The organism is Rhizobium sp. S152, from assembly GCF_030380735.1.
Lineage (GTDB): Bacteria > Pseudomonadota > Alphaproteobacteria > Rhizobiales > Rhizobiaceae > Rhizobium.
The window spans coordinates 24,614-40,892 of sequence record NZ_JAUDRZ010000025.1 but is presented as its reverse complement, the minus strand read 5'-3'; the positions used below and the strand labels follow the sequence as shown (position 1 = coordinate 40,892).

General features: G+C 54.6%; 16 protein-coding genes. 12 read left to right on the top strand and 4 right to left on the bottom strand.

All coding sequences use genetic code 11. The annotated features are described in order from the left end of the window. Window positions 1-2: 2 nt before the first annotated feature. Entirely contained in the window at window positions 3-629 is a 627-nt protein-coding gene (locus QTL95_RS16735) for a hydrolase (RefSeq protein ID WP_289721061.1), read from the bottom strand. A gap of 491 nt (window positions 630-1,120) precedes the next feature. Here QTL95_RS16735 and QTL95_RS16730 point away from each other — a divergent pair, with 491 nt between their 5' ends. Continuing rightward, on the top strand, window positions 1,121-1,375 hold the full coding sequence (locus tag QTL95_RS16730; protein WP_113176839.1) for a DUF2188 domain-containing protein: 255 nt from the start codon (window positions 1,121-1,123) through the stop codon (window positions 1,373-1,375). Window positions 1,376-1,441: 66 nt separating this feature from the next. Then, on the top strand, window positions 1,442-1,810 hold the full coding sequence (locus QTL95_RS16725) for a response regulator transcription factor (protein ID WP_289721060.1): 369 nt from the start codon (window positions 1,442-1,444) through the stop codon (window positions 1,808-1,810). Here QTL95_RS16725 and QTL95_RS16720 read toward each other — a convergent pair. Both QTL95_RS16720 and QTL95_RS16715 read right to left on the bottom strand, forming a co-directional pair. After that, entirely contained in the window at window positions 1,807-2,451 is a 645-nt protein-coding gene (locus tag QTL95_RS16720; RefSeq protein WP_289721059.1) for a response regulator transcription factor, read from the bottom strand. The two genes, QTL95_RS16725 and QTL95_RS16720, sit on opposite strands and share 4 nt — an antisense overlap. Continuing rightward, entirely contained in the window at window positions 2,448-3,269 is an 822-nt protein-coding gene (locus tag QTL95_RS16715; protein WP_289721058.1) for an alpha/beta fold hydrolase, read from the bottom strand. The genes QTL95_RS16720 and QTL95_RS16715 overlap by 4 nt, the downstream gene beginning before the upstream one ends. Before the next feature lie 340 nt (window positions 3,270-3,609). Here QTL95_RS16715 and QTL95_RS16710 point away from each other — a divergent pair, with 340 nt between their 5' ends. The 8 genes from QTL95_RS16710 (at window position 3,610) to QTL95_RS16675 (ending at window position 11,540) form a co-directional block, all read left to right on the top strand. Next, window positions 3,610-4,266, top strand: a complete 657-nt coding sequence (locus QTL95_RS16710) for a hydrolase (RefSeq protein WP_289721057.1) — start codon at window positions 3,610-3,612, stop codon at window positions 4,264-4,266. 70 nt (window positions 4,267-4,336) lie between these two features. After that, the gene (locus tag QTL95_RS16705) at window positions 4,337-4,615 is read left to right on the top strand and encodes a XapX domain-containing protein (RefSeq protein ID WP_289721056.1); all 279 of its coding nucleotides are present in this window, start codon (window positions 4,337-4,339) and stop codon (window positions 4,613-4,615) included. 297 nt (window positions 4,616-4,912) lie between these two features. Further along, window positions 4,913-6,391, top strand: coding sequence for a hypothetical protein (locus tag QTL95_RS16700; RefSeq protein ID WP_289721055.1), 1,479 nt, complete (start codon window positions 4,913-4,915; stop codon window positions 6,389-6,391). Then, window positions 6,388-7,494 (top strand): HlyD family secretion protein, encoded by a 1,107-nt coding sequence (locus QTL95_RS16695; protein WP_289721054.1) that lies wholly within the window; start codon window positions 6,388-6,390, stop codon window positions 7,492-7,494. Before QTL95_RS16700 ends, QTL95_RS16695 begins: the two co-directional genes overlap by 4 nt. Window positions 7,495-7,598: 104 nt before the next feature. Beyond that, entirely contained in the window at window positions 7,599-8,639 is a 1,041-nt protein-coding gene (locus QTL95_RS16690) for an MBL fold metallo-hydrolase (protein WP_289721053.1), read from the top strand. 277 nt (window positions 8,640-8,916) lie between these two features. Next, on the top strand, window positions 8,917-9,774 hold the full coding sequence (locus QTL95_RS16685) for an MBL fold metallo-hydrolase (RefSeq protein WP_289721052.1): 858 nt from the start codon (window positions 8,917-8,919) through the stop codon (window positions 9,772-9,774). Next, window positions 9,771-10,985 carry an MFS transporter gene (locus QTL95_RS16680; protein ID WP_289721051.1) on the top strand — a complete coding sequence of 405 codons (1,215 nt, stop codon included), beginning with the start codon at window positions 9,771-9,773 and terminating at the stop codon, window positions 10,983-10,985. The genes QTL95_RS16685 and QTL95_RS16680 overlap by 4 nt, the downstream gene beginning before the upstream one ends. 144 nt (window positions 10,986-11,129) lie before the next feature. Then, on the top strand, window positions 11,130-11,540 hold the full coding sequence (locus QTL95_RS16675; RefSeq protein WP_289721050.1) for a response regulator: 411 nt from the start codon (window positions 11,130-11,132) through the stop codon (window positions 11,538-11,540). Window positions 11,541-11,543: 3 nt separating this feature from the next. Here the strand turns inward: QTL95_RS16675 and QTL95_RS16670 are convergent, their stop codons facing one another. Next, window positions 11,544-12,758: a sensor histidine kinase gene (locus QTL95_RS16670; RefSeq protein WP_289721049.1), complete on the bottom strand. Its 1,215-nt coding sequence runs from the start codon at window positions 12,756-12,758 to the stop codon at window positions 11,544-11,546. Between the two features lie 510 nt (window positions 12,759-13,268). On the opposite strand from QTL95_RS16670, the gene QTL95_RS16665 reads away from it, so the two are divergent. Together QTL95_RS16665 and QTL95_RS16660 are read left to right on the top strand one after the other, a co-directional pair. Further along, entirely contained in the window at window positions 13,269-13,841 is a 573-nt protein-coding gene (locus tag QTL95_RS16665; protein WP_289721048.1) for a helix-turn-helix domain-containing protein, read from the top strand. Window positions 13,842-13,969: 128 nt separating this feature from the next. Then, window positions 13,970-16,246 carry a CDC48 family AAA ATPase gene (locus tag QTL95_RS16660; RefSeq protein ID WP_289721047.1) on the top strand — a complete coding sequence of 759 codons (2,277 nt, stop codon included), beginning with the start codon at window positions 13,970-13,972 and terminating at the stop codon, window positions 16,244-16,246. Window positions 16,247-16,279: the final 33 nt, after the last annotated feature.

Sequence of the window (16,279 nt, the reverse complement as noted above, 5' to 3'; positions counted from 1 at the left end):
CATCACACGGGGTGAATCATGTCTCGTGCATAGGCCAAACCTATGCCGTAGCCGCCTGCATGTGCTTCGACGATCGCCCTTGCGCCATCGTAAGTCTCCTTGCGGGTCCAATCCCTTTGAAGCTCGAGCAACACCTGCAGCCACGAGGTCAGTGTCGCGCCAGCTGCTTCCATACGACGGAGCGCAAGAGAATGGCTGTCTGCGGTTATTCCGCCGCAAGTGTCAGCAACCACCGAGACCTCGTATCCGTCGGTAAGAGCGGAAAGCACGGGGAACGACACGCAAGCCTCGGTTAGTAAGCCTGAGACAATCAACTTTCGCCGACCGATCTTGTCTATTTCGGCCCGAACGACGCCATCTTCCCACGCGTTCATGTTCCGTCGTTCAAATGATGGCACATCCCCTAAGACGCTTCGGATAGCTGGCATCAGCGGACCGCTGTAGACTTTCGAAGCGGACGTCGAAACGACAACGGGGATTTGGAAGGCCTTCGCGGTCTTCGCCAGCGCAACCGTGTTGTTGAGAAGGAGCTGTCGGTCGGTTGAGCCGACGCCGAAGGCGAGTCCAGCTTGGTGATCTACGACAAGAAGTGTTGCATCCTGAGGCGAAAGGAGAGGTAGATCGGTCATGGGTGCGCTCCTGCGGGGTGACCAGCAAACAATGGCCTAGACCTAACTCGGCTCAACCATAGTGGCTTGGACGGATGCTCTGAATTTGATGAAACCGCGCACGAAGTTTTCATCGCTGTGGGCCAGTGCGATAAAAATGGCCGCTCAGAGGCGGAGCTGAGCGGCCAAGCGGATACAAATCCGCGGCTTCGGGGGAGGGGGAGCCGAAGCCCATCGGTAGCTTGGGAGGATTGCTACCACCTCGATATGAGGCAACGAGTGAAAACTATTCGACCTCGATCAAAGTGGGAATCATACGTAGGGATAGTTCATCCATACATTCGGGTGCCGCCATTGTTCTCGTTGTGAAAGTGGCAGTCCAATCGTCCACATATAGTTGATTGGTTCAATATTTGTCTCCCAATTATTCCTTAATCGGGCCGTTAAATGCCGCAGCGACCATAGCGGGTCGGTGTAACGCACTTGGATATATCCTTAGGGGAGCTGCTCTTATGAGCGAAACGGCGCCGACCCATGTTACCTATCATGTTGGATCTCACGATGGTGGGTGGGCGTATCGCCTTGGCGACGTCTGGTCTGAGGCATATCCAACACACGCCGCAGCCCAAGCCGCCGCTCAACAGGCGGCGAGGCGACAGCATATCATTGGGCAACCTGCCGAAATCCTCTATCAGGATCAGGATGGAACGTGGCGCCGGGAGTTTGTTGGTCCAGCAGATCGCCCCAGCGCGTCCGTAGATGGTTAGCATCTGCTCCGTCTATATCCATCGATGGAGCTACCGCATCGGCAAGGTGCAAACTGGGGAATGGAGATGCCGGAGACACCGCTCATAGGGATCGTTGACGACGATCCGGATATTCCTTCGGCGCTGGCGAGCCTCATTCGCTCGCTAGGCTATAAAACGGCATGCTTCCCGTCAGCAGAAAGTCTTCTTACGTCCTCAGATTTAGAAAGACTAAAGTGCGTAATCAGCGACATTCACATGCCAAATATGTCGGGTCTGGAGCTGGTGCCGCTGCTAAAAGGTGTCCGGCCCGGGCTTCCAGTCATTTTGATGACTGGTCGGTTTGAACAAGGCCTTCGAGAAAGGGCTCTGTACGCTGGCGCTACAGCGTTCGTTACCAAGCCCTTCAGCCTGGACGATCTCTTGCAAGCAATCAGCAAATCGGTGAGCCCCTAGTAGGAGTCTTCGAAAGACTGATGGAGTTCAAGCATCTCTGCCATCTTGATAAGATCCGCGAGCGTCTTCGCGTCCATCTTCCGCATTGCCGAACCCCGGTGAATCTTCACGGTAACTTCGCTTAGGGAAAGCTTGCCTGCGACCTGCTTGTTCATCAGGCCTGTCGTAACGAGAGCCATTACCTGGCGTTCCCTGGATGTCAGTTCGGCATAGCGCTTTCGCAAGGCGACAAGCTCGACCTCTCCCTCTCTACGATGTCGGTCGATCTCAAGCGCCGAGGCAACAGCATCGAGCATGTCTTGATCACGAAAAGGCTTGGGCAAGAAGTCCACGGCACCGGCCTTCATCGCCCTAACCGTCATCGGTATGTCGCCGTGACCGGTCATGAATATTACCGGGATCGCAGACCCTGCTTTAGTGAGCTGGTCATGGAAATCCAAACCGCTGAGCCCAGGGAGCCGTACATCAACAACTAGGCAGCCGTTGGCGTCTGGCCTCCTGGCATCGAGGAACTCTCGCGCGTTTGGAAACATACTCGTCTTCAGGCCTACAGACCGAAATAGGCTATCCAAGGACAATCGTAGCTCATCGTCATCCTCAACGATGAATACGATTGGACCCTCTGGTGCGGCCGAGTTCATTGGCGAATAAAGCTCAGAAGGTCGTTGTTCAGGCGATCTTTGTGTGTGAACAGCAACCCGTGTGGTGCGCCTTCGTATACCTTCAACTCCGCATTCGGCATCAATTGTATCGCCTGTTGTGCGGTAGCTCCGTATGGCACGAACGCGTCATCTTCCCCGTGAATGATGAGCACGGGAATATCAAATTTTTCTATATCCCCTCGATAATCAGTCATCGCACATGCGGTGATGGAATCGTGGGCGGCTTTCAGTGAAGACTGCATCGCTATTTGATGCAGCTGCATCATACTGCCCTCGGACACTGTTGCGCCGTCTCGATCAGCGCCGAAGAACAGCCGTGAGAAACCACGTATAAACTCCGCGCGATCTGATTTTAGCCCGGCTCTAACGCCCTCGAATACAGCTTCTGGAACTCCGTTTGGATAGTCCTCACTCCAGGCAAGCTTTGGGGTCGTCGCTCCGATAAGCACAATGCGCGAAATGCGGTCTGTGCCGTGCCTTCCGATATATCTGGTGATTTCTCCGCCACCCATTGCATAGCCAACGAGCGTGACGTCCCTCAAATCCAACGCATTGATAATCTCGGAGAGATCCTCGGAAAAGGTGTCGTGATCATATCCATGCCAAGGTTGGTCGGAACGACCAAATCCTCTCCGATCATGGGCGATAACACGGTAGCCCTCAGATGCCAGGTGCATCATCTGGTTTTCCCACATGTCCGAATTCAGTGGCCAACCATGGCTGAACAGCACTGGGGGACCGCTTCCCCAATCTTTGTAATAAAGACGCGTGTTGTCGCGGACAGTCAGCATGGGCATTTGGCGGCTCCGAAGCGTGGTTTTCGAAGGATTTACTGAGGTTTACCAGCTGCCGCCATGAATCGCTAGTAGGCTGAGTTTTTAGTGGGAGCAATCGTCAAATCTCAGCACAAACGTTCAAAAAGTCGTCCCCATCCAATACTAAAGTCGCGCTCACTACTACCAATAGCTTTCCGTTTGACGCTTGATGCAAACAAGCGGAGCGCACCGTTCTGGCTTGGAGGGAGGACAGCAAGCGATAGAAAAGTCCAAACGACCTTCGTATGCGACAAGAATACCGGTGCGTTTTTGGGCATGTTTCCTCTCATGCAATCGTGCATCAACTAGAGGGATAAAACTCATGACCGCAAATGCTACTCCGACGCCGGGTTCCAAGCTTCTGACCCCGAAGGATCACACCCTTCTCATGATCGACTTTCAGTCGCAGATGTCTTTTGCGACAAAGAGCATCGATGCAGTCAACCTGCGAAACAACGCTGCCCTCGTAGCGAATGCCGCGAAGGGCTTTGGGGTATCCACGATTCTCACCACGGTGGCCGAGAAAAGCTTCTCTGGCCCCATGTTCAACGAGATCACCGACGCCTTTCCGGGACAGAAGTTGTTCGACCGCACGTCAATGAATACCTGGGAGGACGCGGCAGTCATCGAGGAAATCAATCGCATCGGTAAGAAGCGTATCGTCCTGACGGGCCTCTGGACTGGCGTTTGCATCGTCGGCCCGGCCCTGTCGGCAATCGAGCAGGGCTTTGAGGTCTTCGTCCTTGCGGACGCATGCGGCGATGTGAGTGAAGAGGCTCACAACCGTGCGATGGATCGCATGGTTCAGATTGGCGCTCAGCCGATGACCTCGCTGCAGTACATGCTTGAGCTTCAGCGCGATTGGGCACGTACCGAGACTTACGACATGACGACTGGCATCGCAAAGAAGTTCGGCGGCTCCTACGGTCTGGGCATCATCTACGCGAAGACGATGTTCAACGCTTCCGAAGGCCATTGAGGATAATCGGCTGTGTCGCTCTGCGCCGTGGGTACAGGGCGACACAGTGTCTCTGACAGAGGGTACACCCGTGAAAATCTATCTCCTATCCCTTGGTGCAGGCCTGCTGGTCGGTATCGTCTACAGCCTGCTAAACGTTCGCTCTCCAGCGCCGCCGGTAATCGCACTCGTCGGCCTCCTTGGAATTCTTGTCGGCGAGCAGCTCATTCCCTTCGCCAAGACATTGTGGAGCAAAGAGCCAGCTGCCGTGTCATGGCTTTACCAAATCAAGCCGCACATGTTTGGGCATTTACCCGGTGGTGCCAATCGAGCGGATGTCTCGCCGAAGGCAAGTAAGATCGATACCTGAAACCTGGTGTTGGAGAGGAAGTGCGCGGGTAGCAGTCCCGCGCATGTCTTTCGCCTGCTTTGCAGCTCAAGGCGCATACACATGGATGCTCACCCAATTAGGCTATTTGGCAAGCTGATGCGCGGAGGGCGCGGGCGCCTACATTTTTACGAAGATGAGGTCTTTGAATTCTCCGCTGCAGAACGTGGAGTTATACCTGGGGCTCCGCCCACTCCAATTCATTCCATGAGGGTACGGTGCGTATATGGCGCGACGTCTGTCCTCGTCGGTTTGACAGGAGCGCTGGGAAATGGGCTCGTGATCGCCAATCTTCCGTATCTTCAAGGTGCCTTGCAACTGAATGGTAGCGAGGTAGCTTGGCTGCCCGCGGCTTACCTGATGACGACAGCGATATCGGGGGCTCTCTTAGTAAAATATCGCCAACTGTTCGGCATCCGATCGTTCTGTATGGTGTTCCTCACCATTCAAGTCGTACTGATCGCGGCCCACCTTTCTGTAAGAACTCTCGAAAGTGCTATAGTTATCCGGGCGGCCAGCGGATTTTGTGGCACCGCGCTCCTGTCCCTGGGCGTCTTCTATATGATCCAGGCATTTCCAGTCAGTCGAAGGCTGAGCGCCGTGGCGTTGGGGATTGGGATCCCTCAACTAGCGTTGCCGCTTGCACGACTATTTCCGAAAGACCAGCTTGCCGTTGATAACTGGCGCGGTCTGACGTCGTTCGAACTTGGCTTATCAGCCGTGACGCTCGCGGTCGTTCTGGTGGTCAGGCTGCCACCCAATGAGAGACACAACACCTTCGAGCCGCTCGATGCTATCACATTTGTATTGCACGCGGCCGGGGTTGCGCTGCTTGGTTCGTCCTTGGGCCTGGGCGGCTATCTTTGGTGGACGAACGAGGCTTGGATAGGGTTCAGTCTTGCAACTGCTATATCGTGCCTCATGCTAGTTTTCTTGATTGAGTATTCGCGCAGCCGTCCCTTGATCGACGTTCGCTGGCTATCATCTTTAACGTTCATCCGTTGGTCGATAGTTGCCGTGATCTGGCGAATAGCCATCGCCGAACAGTCATTGGCGGTGATCGGCCTGTTGCGCGATTTAGGGATGACCAACGACGATTTCTTTGATTTCTCACTCGTTGTATTCATCGCCGCGACTATTGGTCTTTTGTCCGCAGCAATTGTCATTCGCCCCAAGCGGCTGCCCTTGATGGTCTTGGTATCCCTACTTCTCGTCGCCTCCGCATCATTCCTTGACTCATTCACGGGCATCGAAAGTCGAGTTCCGCAATTCCTCCTGACTCAAGCGATAATCGCCTTCGCAACGACGATGTTCATCGGCCCATCATTCATATTCGGGTTGTCTCGAGTAATTACTGAGGGCGGAGGCAAAATGACGAGCTTCGTTGCATTATTCGGAATCACGCAGGCCGTAGGTTCGCTCGCGGGAACCGCGTTCGTGCAGACCTATCTCTATTACGCACAGCAGCTTCATCTTTTGGAATTTGCTGGGCAGGCTGTGAAATCTAAGGAAACCGTAATCTCACTGCTTTCACAGAACTCGGACCTATTCAAAGCGGTGGTCTCAGATCCGATCCTTCGCACTGGCGAAGGTACGTTAACGTTTGCCCAGCAGAGTTTGCTCTACGCCAGAGTTGCGGCTTACAACGACGTATTCTTCGCCATATCCGTCATCGCGTTTTCAGTCGCCGTTATTGTCGCGAGCGCGATGCTGTACGGGAAGATTTTCAGCTTTCTCGCAAAAAGGCACAAAACTTGACAGAAGCACGCCCCACCGAAGTCTCGATCGCTTCAGCAAACACTTGGCATCCACCGCGAAGCAGTTTCCTGTCGATCGGTCTCGCAATCGGATTGGCGACCGCTGGAACATTGATCATTCTCAAAGTCTGGCAGCTTCCACCCTTCGCGACTGCGATCGTTACGACTGAAAATGCGTATGTTCGTGGGCGGACTACGGTGATCAGCTCTCAAGTCAGTGGCTACATTCAGGCGATTGCGGCCCAAGATTACCAGGACGTGGAGGCTGGCAAAGAGCTGGTGCGAGTGGACGACAGGGTGTACCGCCAGAAAGTTGCCGAAGCGCAAGCAAACCTAGATTTGGCGAATGCTAATCTGGAAAACAACCGGCAGACCATTGCCGAGCGGAATTTCGACGTAGCTACCGCGCAGGCTCGGGTCGCAAGCGCGGAGGCACAAAGCGCGAAAGCGCAAGACGATTTGAAGCGCGTTACTCAACTCGTTCAGCGGGGCACCGTGTCCACCAGTGAGCTTGACGCAACTCGGGCGACCCAACTTTCCATGCTTGCGGCTCTTCAGGAGGCGCATGCGCTGCTGGACAGCTCGCACCAGAGGATACGATCGGCGCAAGTCAACGACAACGCTCTCCGATCGCAGGTTGGAAGTGCGGCCGCCCAACTCGAGCTGGCAAAAATTGATCTTGGTTACACTACCGTGGTTTCACCGGAGGATGGAGAGCTGAGCGATGTAGGTGCCAGGAAGGGACAATATGTGACCAGTGGAACGCAGTTGATGTTCTTGGTTCCCGCTGATCGGTGGGTCATCGCCAACTTCAAAGAGGCGCAAACGCGGAACATAAAGGTTGGGCAACGCGCTTGGTTTTATGTTGATGCGATTGGGCCCCAGCGGTTCGACGGCGTCGTCGAGCGAATCTCCCCAGCTGCAGGGTCCGAATTCTCGGTGCTGCGAACGGATAGCGCGATCGGCAACTTCGTCAAAATCCCCCAGAGGATTTCTGTGAAGATAAAGGTCGTTGGTGGTGCGGATGGTATCCACGATCTTCGGCCAGGTATGTCTGTCGAGGCGTCGGTCGACACTGCGAGTTCCGTTGGCGACAAACCATAATGGCGCGTCGTTTAACCGTATTCCCGGACAAACATCATACTGCTGTGCAAGAGTTCCCGAAGAGGGGCGTTTAAGATTTCTCCACCGAATAAGGAGAAACACAAATGCCTTCGAAATCCGCCTTCACATTTCTTTTCAGTTCAATGGCAACCGTCGTGGTTTCAATTTTGACCATTGGGGCGTTGGCCATTTCGACGACCACCCCAGCATTGGCGGCGGCACCGATTGTAGGCACGCAGGCGCCGGGCTTCTACCGTATGATGGTTGGGAAGTTTGAAGTTACGGTACTTTCGGACGGCACGCATCCATTCCCGGTACATAAAGTGCTAACTCAAGTCGTTGGGGAAAAAGGTGCTGTGCCGTTGGATCAAGTTGCCCCTGGCGAAGCTGACGCGCTCTTGGCGGAAAGCAAGCTAGCGGTGCCGGTCGAAGGGTCGATCAACGCTTTTTTGGTCAACACTGGCTCCAAGCTAATTCTTATTGATAGCGGTGCTGGATCACTCTACGGGGACTGCTGCGGTCATCTCATCGACAACCTCAAAAGTGCGGGTTATACGCCTGAGCAGGTTGATGAAATCTATTTGACGCATCTGCATGCCGATCACGTCGGCGGTATTGCGCCAAATGGCAAGGTGGCGTTCGCGAACGCTATCGTCAGGGTGAGTCAGGTTGACGCCGACTATTGGCTGAGTGACAAAAACGAGCAATCAGCGCCTAAGTTGCTGAATTCTATGTTCGAGGGTGACAAGGCTTCTCTCAAACCGTACATCGCCGCCGGAAAATTCAAACCCTTCAAGTACGGCGAAGAACTCTCGCCGGGGATAACTCCGATTGCCAGCCCAGGGCACACGCCTGGTCACAGCTTCTTCATGGTCGAGAGTGAAGGGGAGAAGATGCTTATGTGGGGTGACGTTGTTCATGTCGCAGCGGTTCAATTTCCAAATCCATCAATCACTTTGGCCTACGACAGTGATGCTCAGATGGCGGAGAGTGAACGAGAAACGATTTTCTCAGATGCAGCTCGCAAAGGCTATTGGATAGGGGCAGCGCACATCTCATTTCCCGGCGCAGGACATGTCAGCGCCAACGGGGGGCACTATTACTGGATCCCGGCAAATTATGATGGCTCGCCAGCGAAAAACTGAGCGTATGGCATGGCGGAGGGAGTTGGAGTGTCCTCCGCCAAGGCCATCTCTTAGGTGCCTCCGACCCACCCGCGCATGATTTCCGCGCGTCGTACTAAGAGATATTGTAGATCTCCCGCCCGCGTCGGCTCACCAGCATCGCTATCATCCTGCAAGTGCTCATGAAACTGGATTGAGCCGCGTCGTTCAAAAATGAACGGCCACTCTTCAGTTCTGTCAGTTTCCAAACATCTCCAATGAGCCGACATGTCATCCATCAAATTTACGGAGTTGGAAAATGACTACATCTGAGTTTCACAGTTTCCGTCATGGCGAGTTCGATGTGACTGTCCTTTCGGATGGCCCAATTGCACTCGCCGGAGAACTATTTGCACCGGAAGCCAATGACCAGCAGCGAGCCCACATCGTTAAGCGGCTAAAAGGCCAAGACAATACTGCTCATGCGCAGTCGAATATCCCGCTCATCGTCTATGACGAACAGGTGATTTTGGTAGACGTTGGCGCAGGCAGCCGGTTTCAACCGACCGAAGGAATGCTCGAAGAGAACCTGGAACGGGTCGGTGTCCGCGCTGAAGATGTGACCATTGTGTTGATCTCCCACGCTCATCCCGATCATATTTGGGGTCTGCTACGAGATGACGGGAGTCTACGTTTTCCGAAGGCCCGATATTTCGTAGGCAAGGCCGAATGGGACTTCTGGATGGGCGAGGGTGCCTCCGGACTGCCCTCTGAGGCCCAGCCCTTTGTCGAAGGTGCTCGAAGGGATTTGGCCGCGCTGGACGGCCGAGTGAACCTGGTTCAGGACGGCGACGAGATTGTCCCTGGGATGCGAGTGCTAGCCACCCCTGGTCACACACCTGGTCATCTTTCAGTGATCTTGGATAGTGACGTTCCGCTCATCATTACCGTCGATGCCGTCTCAAGTGAGATCGTGTCATTTGAGCATCCGGACTGGAGCTTTGGGTTTGACATGGACCCTGCCAAAGCCAAGGCGACCCGTCGGGCGTTGCTTGATCAAGCAGCATCGGAAAACGCAAAGCTTCTCGGTTTCCACTGGACGTATCCGGGGGTCGGCCGGATCAAGAAGGATGGTGACGCGTACGAGTTTATCAACGCCGTCGGAGACAAGTCATGACGCGCCACGTACTCGGACGGAAAGCAAGCTTTCTCACCGCGTCCGCCATTGTTGCACACACCATCTGGACCAGCGCGGCCCCGGCTCTAAGCTATCCGCTTTACGCTCAGCAATGGCATTTAACCACATTCACGACGACGGCGATTTTCGCTGTTTATCCAGTTTTTGTCGTGCTGGTACTTGTGCTGTTCGGGAACCTCTCAGACCACATAGGCCGGAGAGAGACTATGCTTATCGGACTAATATTCTCTGCTTTGGGCTCTTTGGTTTTCGCTCTAGCGCCCGATGTTGACTGGATATTCTTCGGACGGGCCTTCATGGGTGTAGGTGTTGGTCTTTCGGCCGGGCCATCCGCTGCCGCAGTCGTCGAGTTCAGCCCTGCTCACCGGGCAGGACAAGCTGGCAGTGCTACGGCCGCGGCTCAAGGACTCGGCATGATGGCAGCGGCCCTCATAGGTGGCGCTCTAATTCAGTATGCACCACTGCCGCTCAGGCTCAACTTCGCGATACTGACCGCTGTTCTCGTGGCACTCATCGTGGTGACATGGTTCATGCCCAACCACACGGCGTCAAGAGCCGCGGGTCGCTGGAGACCAAGGGTGCCTTCGATTCCGAACGGAGTGTTCGCTGTATTTGTCGCATCAACAGCATCGGTCACGGGTTCCTATGTACTTGGCGCCATGACCTTGTCGCTTGGAGCGCAAGTCGCTCGGGATGTCGTTGCATCCTCCAATGCTTTGGTAAACGGAGGAACGATCGCTCTATTTGCCTTGGCGTCGACACTGGCGACGGTCCCGGCTCGCAAAATGGCTCCCAGTAAGGTGATCTTGGCGGGAGGTGTCACAGCGATTGCCTCCTCAGCTCTGCTTGCTTTTGCGGCCGTCGAGCATTCACTCAACCTTTACATGGTCGCCCAGATCGGCGCCGGTGCTGCTTATAGTTGGCTACTACTCGGTGGGCTTTCGCTGATCAACGCACATTTGCCGGTCACGCATCGAGCAGCAACACTTTCGGCTTTGTTTCTCGTTGCCTACTTGGCCCAAGCCGTGGTTGCCCTGTCCTTGGGAAAGGTTGCCACATTTTACAGCCTCACAACGGCTGTCGACATCGGGGTGGCCACGATAGCCGTCCTCGCGTTGGTTACGATTTTGCTGGATCTCGTAAGGCAGAGAGCGACGTTTGCACGCTCTCGCAAACATCAAGAGCGCTAATTTTTGGCGGCGGCATGGTTCGCCGCCAAAATACATCCTGAAATCTAGTGATTGGCCATGGCTGGTTAATCGGCTCTAATCCGAGCATACGTAGGGATGATTGACGTTTTTGGCTGAGGCTCTAGTTTCTGCTCCAAGGCATCAGTGATCGGTGCATTTTTGGAGACGCTGGTGCCTTCTAATTCTCTCATTGGCATTGTTGACGACGACGCCGATATTCCCGTAGCGATTAGCAGCCTGCTCCGCTCACTCGGTTATAAAGCTGAGTGCTTTCATTCTGCAGAACAGCTGCTTAGCCGCGAGAGCCTTACAGACTTTTTTTGTATTATCAGTGACATCCATATGCCGTCTATGGATGGAATAGCGCTGACGAGTGCGCTAAGTGACATTCAACGAGATCTTCCTGTAATATTGATGACCGGAAGAATGGAGCCGGGGCTCGAGCAGAAGGCGTATGCGAGCGGAGCTATTTCTGTCGTGGCCAAGCCGTTCTCATTTGACGATCTGAGCAGCAATCTTGACAAGGCTGGCGACCGCCGCCGCGAAAGAATTTGAAAACTAAACGATCGCGGTTTCTCCCGCTGACAGTCCATTATCATTTTCTGCCTTTGTCGGCAGCCCGAAGCTGAAGCGAGCACCCAGGTACTTCGAGGACTGTAGTTCGATCATGCTCCCATGTGCTTCCATGATCGAACGGCATATCGCTAGTCCCATGCCAATCCCTGACGCTTTCGTGGTATAAAAGCTCTCGAACAGCCGCTCGCGGACCTTTGGATCCACGCCAGGGCCGCTATCCTCGACTTCAATAGTTACGCGTTCACCTGACTCCCTTGCCCTCACAGCGAGTGTTCGATTCCAAGCTTGGCCGTCCGCCATTGCCTGGGCGGCATTCGTGACAAGATTTACGAGTACCTGCAGGATTTGGGTCCGATCAATCCACACCGAAGGTAGACCAGAATTTATTTCGAGGCGTAAGCCAATCTGTCGACGGTTCAAATCAGAGCGCAAAATTAGGACAGCCTCTTCAATGAGTGACGATATCTCTACCTCATCTCGCTCCGGCTTGGTATTACGTGCGAGGCCCTTAAGAGCTGACACAATATTTCCTGCTCTACGGCCGCTGTTGGCAATCCTTTCGAGCAGCGCTCTCACCTCATCAAGGTCCGGGTTCTCGTGGTCGAGCCATCGTAGTCCTGCTTCAGCGCTTGTCACGATTGACCCGAGCGGCTGATTCACCTCGTGGGAAATTGAAGCGGTCATTTCCCCAAGCATCGAGATCCTGGAAGCGTGGGCTAGATCGCTAAGGATCTCGGCCGTTGCTTCGCTAGTTCCGCGCGGCTGCTCAAGTTTCGCAATGCCGACGATGACGTTGTTTGAAGCTCCAGCCCCGCGGTCGACCCACCCAACTACCTGTGCCGGAAAGTCCGTGCCATCCGCAGCTTTGAGGATGCCTTCAATCACGAAATTGTTGCCGTTAAGCAGGGAAACGAGGCCCCTTGCAAACGGTCTTTGAAGCTTTTCCGGGATTATATGCGAAACCCGCTCAGGCGCGTCTCTACCGGGGAGCGTCAGGATGGAGCGTGCCGCGCCGTTGATGTTAACAATTGTAGCACTGTTGGTAAGAGCGCAAACGGAGGCCTGATCGAAAGAGCGATCGCCGTCAACTGTGATCTGTCTGTCGATCACAAGCGCCCGGGTTTTTGTCAGGTCAAGTCCTACAATTCCGAATGGAGCCAGGGAGAATGGGCCGGGAGATTGTGTTCCATCATGCATGTTCACTCTCCTGAAATACAATGGCCCCAAGCTGGCGCACTGCGAGTAAAGTATTTGAATACCTAGTAACGCAAACTCGAAGACCTACAAGCTAGTTAAATAGCCATTTGGTCACACCCAACACCCAAGGTGCCACTTTAGCGTGTTTCACCGGCGGTTGGAAGCGAGCGACGATTGCCGAGTGAGGTATTGTCCAAAAACAAGCGTTACATTCAAAGTCCGCTCAGATGCTCGGGCAGTGGCTGCGGCTCGCACGACTGGATGCCAACTAATCCAGTGTCAAGGGTAACACTGGCGTCGCACAAGCGTGGCCTTTAGTTGGTGCAATCCAGCCAGTGCGTCTGGCCGAATCCAGACTGAGTGACAGGCAAATAACAGCAATCATACGAAGGTATGATTGGCTACGACTGATGTGTTGAAAAATGCAATGGTTGTACGATTCCAGGCCCGAGACGATCTCGCCAATATGACCGCATAAACATTGGATTATGGGTTGTTAGGAGATCGATGATGCCCGCAAGCGCCGCTGCCCTTTCCCATCACGACACACTAGTAGATTTCAGAGAACTGACTATCGAAGCGTCGACAGAAATCTCCCGGCTGGTGATGCACGCTATCTCACTTGTCGAAAGCGATGAATTGATCGCTATCGATCTGATGAAGAAGGCGTCAATCCTTTTGCGTCCTTCGGCTTCTTCGGAACCTGAAACTCGCAGACGTTCCTCAACGGGCGGGCTCGCACCCTGGCAAGTGAACAGGGTCAAAAAGTATATCGAAGAGAACCTCTCGCTAGCCATCTCACTCGACGAACTCGCACAGCTAATCCGGCTGAGTACGAGCTACTTTTCAGCCGCTTTCAAAGTGAGCTTCGACATGTCCCCTCACAACTATATCGTCAGCCGTCGCGTTGAACACGCAAAACGCCGCATGGCCAATAGCAGAGATTCTCTGAGTGAGATCGCCTTGGACTGCGGTCTCTCGGACCAAGCGCACCTGTCACGCATCTTTCGGCGAGCTACTGGGACGACGCCGAGCGCGTGGCGCCGCTTCAGTGTAAGCCAAGACGTGGCATTGCGTACTTAGGGCGTTGGCGCCCGTAAGTTTTCAATCATCCACTTCTTGGACGATCCTCGTGCGAAGTCGTGCGCCGGATGAAGCTCCAAATGATTTTGACTTACTGATTTACTGAAACTGCCTTTTTGGGGGTGCCCATGTCGGATGACAGTGCAATTCAGCTTCAAGTCGCCAACACTCGTCCGCAGGATGCAGGCGCGAGCGTCGCTCGACTTACCGCTACTGCAATGGCGAAGATTGGCGTAAAGGAAGGCGACCTTGTCGAGCTGGTGGGAAAACGGCACACAGCGGCGATTGCAATGCGGCCATATCCAGAAGACGATGGTCTGAACATCGTCCGCCTCGACGGCCTCCAGCGCGTGAACGCGGGGGCAACCAGTGGCGACCACATTGAAGTTCGCAAGGCAGATGCTAGGCCAGCTACGAAAGTAATTCTCGCTCCGGCACAGAAAAATCTACGCTTGCAGGGGTCGGGGGAGGCGTTGCAACGCACCTTCCTCCGGCGTCCAATGGTCGCTGGCGATGTGGTTTCTACGTCCGTTCAACAAAGGATTGGCGAGAACGAGCGTGGGACAAGTGAGATTCTGAGGGGATTGCTAGACCTCCCGACGTATGGCCTGCAAGAGATCCGGCTTGTTGTGGTATCTACTCAGCCGCGCGGCATAGTTCAAATGACGGCGGAAACTGTTGTGGAGCTTCGCCCTCAATTCGAAGAGCCGAAGGAAGCTCGACGCGCGGATGTCACATATGACGACATAGGCGGCTTAGGATCGTCCGTTGCCCAAGTCCGGGAAATGGTCGAGCTACCATTACGTCATCCAGAGCTTTTCCAGCGACTTGGCATCGACCCTCCGAAGGGTGTTCTTCTCTACGGGCCACCGGGCACAGGAAAAACGCTTCTCGCACGCGCTGTTGCGAATGAGACGGAGGCAAACTTCTTCCACATCGCAGGTCCTGAGATCATGGGCAGCCGTTACGGTGAATCAGAGGAGCGCCTTCGCCAAGTTTTCCAAGAAGCCTCCCAGAACGCACCGTCGATCATTTTCATTGATGAAATCGATTCAATCGCACCGAAGCGCGAGCAGGTGACCGGTGAGGTCGAGCGCAGAATTGTTGCGCAACTTCTTACGTTGATGGACGGCTTGGAACCGCGCCAAAACATTGTCGTAATAGGGGCAACGAATAGGCGCGATGCCATCGATGAAGCATTACGACGCCCCGGACGTTTCGACAGGGAGATCGTCATTGGCGTACCAGACCAGACCGGACGCCGTGAGGTGCTAGCGATCCATACAAGAGGAATGCCATTGGCGGAGGGGACGGATCTCGATGAGATCGCCCGGACCACTTATGGATTCGTAGGGGCAGACCTGGGTGCACTTGTTCGGGAAGCGGCAATGGACTCTCTGCGTCGCATCCTACCAGACATCAACCTACGAGAAGGAATTCCGACAGAGGTGCTCGAGAAGCTCTCTGTGGGGCAGGACGATTTTCTTTCAGCGATGAAGCGAATTCAGCCATCGGCGCTTCGGGAGATTATGATCCAAGCCCCGAATGTTCGCTGGGAGGATGTCGGGGGACTAGACGAAGCCCAGACCAAGCTGAAGGAAGGCGTTGAACTTCCCCTTCGGTCTCCTCAATCCTTCAAACGCTTGGGTATTCGCCCGGCCAAGGGCTTCTTGCTGTTCGGACCTCCCGGTACAGGCAAAACGCTACTTGCCAAAGCAGTGGCTCGTGAAGCTGAAGCCAATTTTGTTGCGACGAAATCGTCCGACCTACTTTCCAAATGGTACGGCGAATCGGAGCAGCAAGTTTCGCGGCTTTTTGAGCGGGCCAGGCAGGTTGCACCAACGGTTATCTTCATCGACGAAATCGATTCTCTCGCTCCGGCGCGAGGGGGTGGGCTCGGCGAGCCCGCAGTAACAGAGCGGGTCGTTAACACTCTTCTTGCTGAGATGGACGGGTTGGAAGACATGCAGGGTGTCGTTGTCATGGCGGCCACCAACAGACCAAACCTTCTCGACCCCGCGCTTCTGAGACCCGGTCGGTTTGACGAACTGGTATATGTCCCGGTCCCCGACGCCAAGGCGCGGCGGAAGATCCTTGGCATTCACACGAAGAAGATGCCGCTTGCGGCTGATGTCGACCTAGACGATTTGGCGGAAAGAACGTCTCGGTTTACCGGCGCGGATCTTGAGGATCTGACGCGTAGGGCCGGATTGATAGCCCTGCGTGAGTCCATGGACGTCACGGAGGTTTCTGCAGAGCATTTCGCGACGGCGCTTCACGAAGTCAGACCATCTGTCACGTCGGAAGTTGAGCGTGAATACGAAGAGATGCTGCGTACGTTACGGCAGGAGAACCCGCAGCCAAGAAGCTACGGGTTCATGACACTTCGTCAATCGGATAACTGACGGGTAGCTCCGCGTCCAAGATACACGGAGCTA

Excerpts from the sequence above, each read along its gene's own strand:
- QTL95_RS16735 (WP_289721061.1), bottom strand. The coding sequence starts at position 629 with ATGACCGATCTACCTCTCCTTTCGCCTCAGGATGCAACACTTCTTGTC.
- QTL95_RS16730 (WP_113176839.1), top strand. The coding sequence starts at position 1,121 with ATGAGCGAAACGGCGCCGACCCATGTTACCTATCATGTTGGATCTCAC.
- QTL95_RS16725 (WP_289721060.1), top strand. The coding sequence starts at position 1,442 with ATGCCGGAGACACCGCTCATAGGGATCGTTGACGACGATCCGGATATT.
- QTL95_RS16720 (WP_289721059.1), bottom strand. The coding sequence starts at position 2,451 with ATGAACTCGGCCGCACCAGAGGGTCCAATCGTATTCATCGTTGAGGAT.
- QTL95_RS16715 (WP_289721058.1), bottom strand. The coding sequence starts at position 3,269 with ATGCCCATGCTGACTGTCCGCGACAACACGCGTCTTTATTACAAAGAT.
- QTL95_RS16710 (WP_289721057.1), top strand. The coding sequence starts at position 3,610 with ATGACCGCAAATGCTACTCCGACGCCGGGTTCCAAGCTTCTGACCCCG.
- QTL95_RS16690 (WP_289721053.1), top strand. The coding sequence starts at position 7,599 with ATGCCTTCGAAATCCGCCTTCACATTTCTTTTCAGTTCAATGGCAACC.
- QTL95_RS16685 (WP_289721052.1), top strand. The coding sequence starts at position 8,917 with ATGACTACATCTGAGTTTCACAGTTTCCGTCATGGCGAGTTCGATGTG.
- QTL95_RS16680 (WP_289721051.1), top strand. The coding sequence starts at position 9,771 with ATGACGCGCCACGTACTCGGACGGAAAGCAAGCTTTCTCACCGCGTCC.
- QTL95_RS16670 (WP_289721049.1), bottom strand. The coding sequence starts at position 12,758 with ATGCATGATGGAACACAATCTCCCGGCCCATTCTCCCTGGCTCCATTC.
- QTL95_RS16665 (WP_289721048.1), top strand. The coding sequence starts at position 13,269 with ATGCCCGCAAGCGCCGCTGCCCTTTCCCATCACGACACACTAGTAGAT.
- QTL95_RS16660 (WP_289721047.1), top strand. The coding sequence starts at position 13,970 with ATGTCGGATGACAGTGCAATTCAGCTTCAAGTCGCCAACACTCGTCCG.